General features: G+C 61.8%; 2 protein-coding genes and 1 pseudogene. 1 reads left to right on the forward strand and 2 read right to left on the reverse strand.

Features of this window, described 5'->3' with window-relative positions; all coding sequences use genetic code 11:
• Nucleotides 1-69 precede the first annotated feature (69 nt).
• Nucleotides 70-611, forward strand: a pseudogene (locus GGQ68_RS23980) (IS3 family transposase); the annotation flags it as partial.
• A gap of 93 nt (nt 612-704) precedes the next feature.
• Here GGQ68_RS23980 and GGQ68_RS23985 read toward each other — a convergent pair.
• Entirely contained in the window at nt 705-2,141 is a 1,437-nt protein-coding gene (locus tag GGQ68_RS23985) for an NAD-dependent succinate-semialdehyde dehydrogenase (RefSeq protein WP_183970524.1), read from the reverse strand.
• Nucleotides 2,138-3,190, reverse strand: a complete 1,053-nt coding sequence (locus GGQ68_RS23990; protein WP_183970526.1) for a tartrate dehydrogenase — start codon at nt 3,188-3,190, stop codon at nt 2,138-2,140. The genes GGQ68_RS23985 and GGQ68_RS23990 overlap by 4 nt, the downstream gene beginning before the upstream one ends.
• Nucleotides 3,191-3,385 lie beyond the last annotated feature (195 nt).

Below are 3,385 nucleotides of genomic sequence, written 5' to 3' on the forward strand. Positions count from 1 at the left end.
CGTCGCTCAACCAGAAAAGATCAGACATGTTCACCGCTCGGTTTTCGAGCCCTGAATCACGCCGCCAAACGGAAATCAATGGGTCCTGACCCTAGCAATCGTATGAAGCAGGACCTGGCACTGCGGTCCTTGGACATGGCCATCGCGCTGCGCCGGCCGCCACCCGACTGCATTCACCACCCCCCCTCTCGGGCTATTTCCTGCGGAAATACCCTGCCGGGCAGTGGATCGCGGCGCCCAATACTGTGCTCACGAGTACCAGAAACGCCTTCGACGTCACAAACTGCTGCCTTCAATGAGCGGCAAGGGAAATTGTTATGACAATTCGGCCCCCTCTCGGCAGATTTGCTTTGCAAATCGCCTGCCGGGCAACGGTCGAAAGCTTCTTCAAATCCCTCAAGGCCGAGCTGATTTGGCGAAACATCTGGCAAACGCGCCGGGACGTCGAGGTCGCAGTGTTCGAATACATCAACGGCTTCTACAACTCGCGCAGGCGCCATTCATCGTTGAATGGAAAATCACCCGTGGCCTCCGAAAAGATCGCCGCCAAGATGAGCAACCCACCGGAACGGTACCGGTGCAAGTCCAGGACGCATCGCCAGATAACGTGAGTAATGCTTCAAGCTGTTCCTTTGTGCCCACATCAATGAACCAGAAAACTCTGGCCCAATGATATGACACGTCACAGCAGCAGTCACGCCGGCTCAGAGACCGCCGAAGTGCATCGCCTTTGTTTCGAGATACTCTTCGATCCCTTCCTGGCCGCCTTCTCGGCCCAGACCAGAGGCCTTGACCCCGCCGAAGGGCGAGACCTCGTTGCTGAGGATACCAGTGTTGAGTCCGACCATCCCGAACTCCAGCGCCTCGCCAAATCGGAAGCCGCGCGCCATGTCGCGCGTGTAAAAATAAGCGGCAAGGCCGAAAGGCGTGCCATTGGCAAGTTCCAGCGCCTCCTCCTCGGTCTCGAAGCGAAAGATCGGCGCGACAGGACCAAAGGTCTCTTCTGCCGCGAGCCGCATCGTCGTGTCCGCCCCGGCCAGCACCACGGGGTTGGCGTATTGCGAGTCTAGCTCGCGGGATTTGGTCGCGCACACAGCGCCCCGGTCCAACGCGTCGGCCACATGTGCGCGAATCTTGTCGAGGGCTGCCGTGTTGATCATCGGACCGATGTCCACAGTCTCTGCGGTGCCCGGCCCGACGCGCAGAGCATCGACGCGCGCGGCCAGCGCTGCGACAAAATCGTCGTGAATGCCAGATTGAACGATGATGCGGTTGGCACATACACACGTCTGGCCGCCATTGCGGAATTTGGACTGCATCGCGCCCTCAACCGCCGCATCGAGATCGGCGTCGTCGAAGACCACAAAAGGCGCGTTGCCACCCAGTTCCAGGCTGAGACGCTTGAGCGTCGGGGCGCATTGTTCCGCCAGCAAAGAGCCCACTCGGGTCGAGCCGGTAAACGAAAGCTTGCGCACAAGTGGGCTGCGGGTGAGCGCGCCGCCGATGGCTTCGGGCCGGCCGGTCAGCACGTTCAGCACACCTGCCGGAATGCCCGCGCGTTCTGCCAAAACCGCCAGCGCCAGCGCCGAATAGGGTGTAAAATCCGACGGTTTCACCACCATGGTACAGCCCGCCGCGAGGCCGGGGGCAACCTTGCGGGTGATCATCGCGATAGGAAAGTTCCATGGGGTGATGATCGCGCAGACGCCCACTGGTTCCTTCAGGGCAAAGATTTTCTTGCCCGGGGTGGGGGACGGAATGATCTTGCCGTTGATGCGCCGCGCCTCTTCGGCGAACCAGCGCACGAAGCTGGCAGCATAGGCCACCTCTCCGCGCGACTCGTGCAGCGGCTTGCCCTGCTCTGCGGTCAGGATCTGCGCAAGATCCTCGGTGTTGTCCAGGATCAGATGATACCATGTCATCAGCAGGTCGGCACGCTCCGCATGGGTGCGCGCGGCCCAGCCGGTCATCGCGCGCGCGGCGGCGGCGATGGCCTCTTCGGTTTCTTCGGCGGTGCAGTCGGGCAGCTGGCCCAGGGTCTCATTGGTGGCGGGATCGGTCACTGCCATCTCGGACCGGGCGCGCCAGTCTCCGTCGATCACGGCGGCGTTGCGGAACAGGTCAGGGTCGCTGAGTTTCATACGTTTTCCTCCAGTGCGGCGAGGATCGCCGTGGTGATTTCATCGGTGGTCTGGCGGCCGGGGCGGGTGCCGATACCCTTGGCGGTCGCGGCTTCGACGGCAGACATAATCGCCGCTGCCGCCTCCGCTTCGCCCAGGTGGTCGAGCATCATCGCCGCCGACCAGATCGTTGCAATGGGGTTGGCGATGCCCTTTCCGGCGATGTCGGGGGCAGAACCGTGGACCGGTTCGAACATCGACGGGCTGCTGCGATCAGGGCAGATGTTGGCCGAGGCCGCAAAGCCAAGCCCCCCTTGAATGGCTGCGCCAAGGTCCGTCAGAATGTCGCCAAACAGGTTTGAGGCGACCACCACGTCCAGGCTTTCGGGGGCCATGACCATCCGCGCGGCCATCGCATCAATGTGCATCATGTCGACCGTCACGTCGGGATAGTCCTGCGCAACAAGACGGGTGATTTCGTCCCAGAACACCATCGAGTATTTTTGCGCATTGGATTTGGTGACGGAGGTCACGTGGCCGCGCCGCAACCGGGCCTGATCAAAGGCGAAGCGCAAGATGCGTTCAACGCCGGTCCGCGTGAAGATAGCGGTTTCGGTCGCGACCTCGTTGACCGTGCCTTGATGGACCCGGCCCCCGGCGCCGGAATATTCGCCTTCGGTGTTCTCGCGGATGCACAGGATGTCAAAGCCTTCAGCCTTCAGCGGCCCTTCTACGCCGGGCAGCAAGCGGTGCGGACGGATATTGGCGTATTGCGTAAACGCCTTGCGGATTGGCAGCAGCAGCCCGTGCAGTGAAACGGAATCCGGAACGGTCTCCGGCCATCCGACAGCGCCCAACAGGATCGCGTCAAAGCTCCGTAGCGTTTCGATCCCGTTTTCGGGCATCATTGTGCCGGTTTCGAGGTAATGCGCGCAAGACCAGTCAAAGTGCTGCGGGTTGATCCCGAACCCAAGGCTGGACGCTGCGGCCTGCACCACCTGCATTGCCGAGGCGGTCACATCCACACCGATGCCGTCGCCCGGAATCAGGGCGAGTTTATACGTTTTCATCTGTTTGCTCCGTCAGGGTCAGAAATCGGACACTTTGCCCCACTGGCTGCGCGCGAAACGTGCCAGGCGGTATTGTGTCGCTTCAGTAAGGGTCTTGCGGCCAAGGACCATGTCCGCCACCAGGTGCCCCACGCCCGGCCCGATGCCAAAGCCATGCCCGGACAGACCCGCCGCAAGAACAAGACCCGGGATGCC

Source organism: Sagittula marina (assembly GCF_014196795.1).
Lineage (GTDB): Bacteria > Pseudomonadota > Alphaproteobacteria > Rhodobacterales > Rhodobacteraceae > Sagittula > Sagittula marina.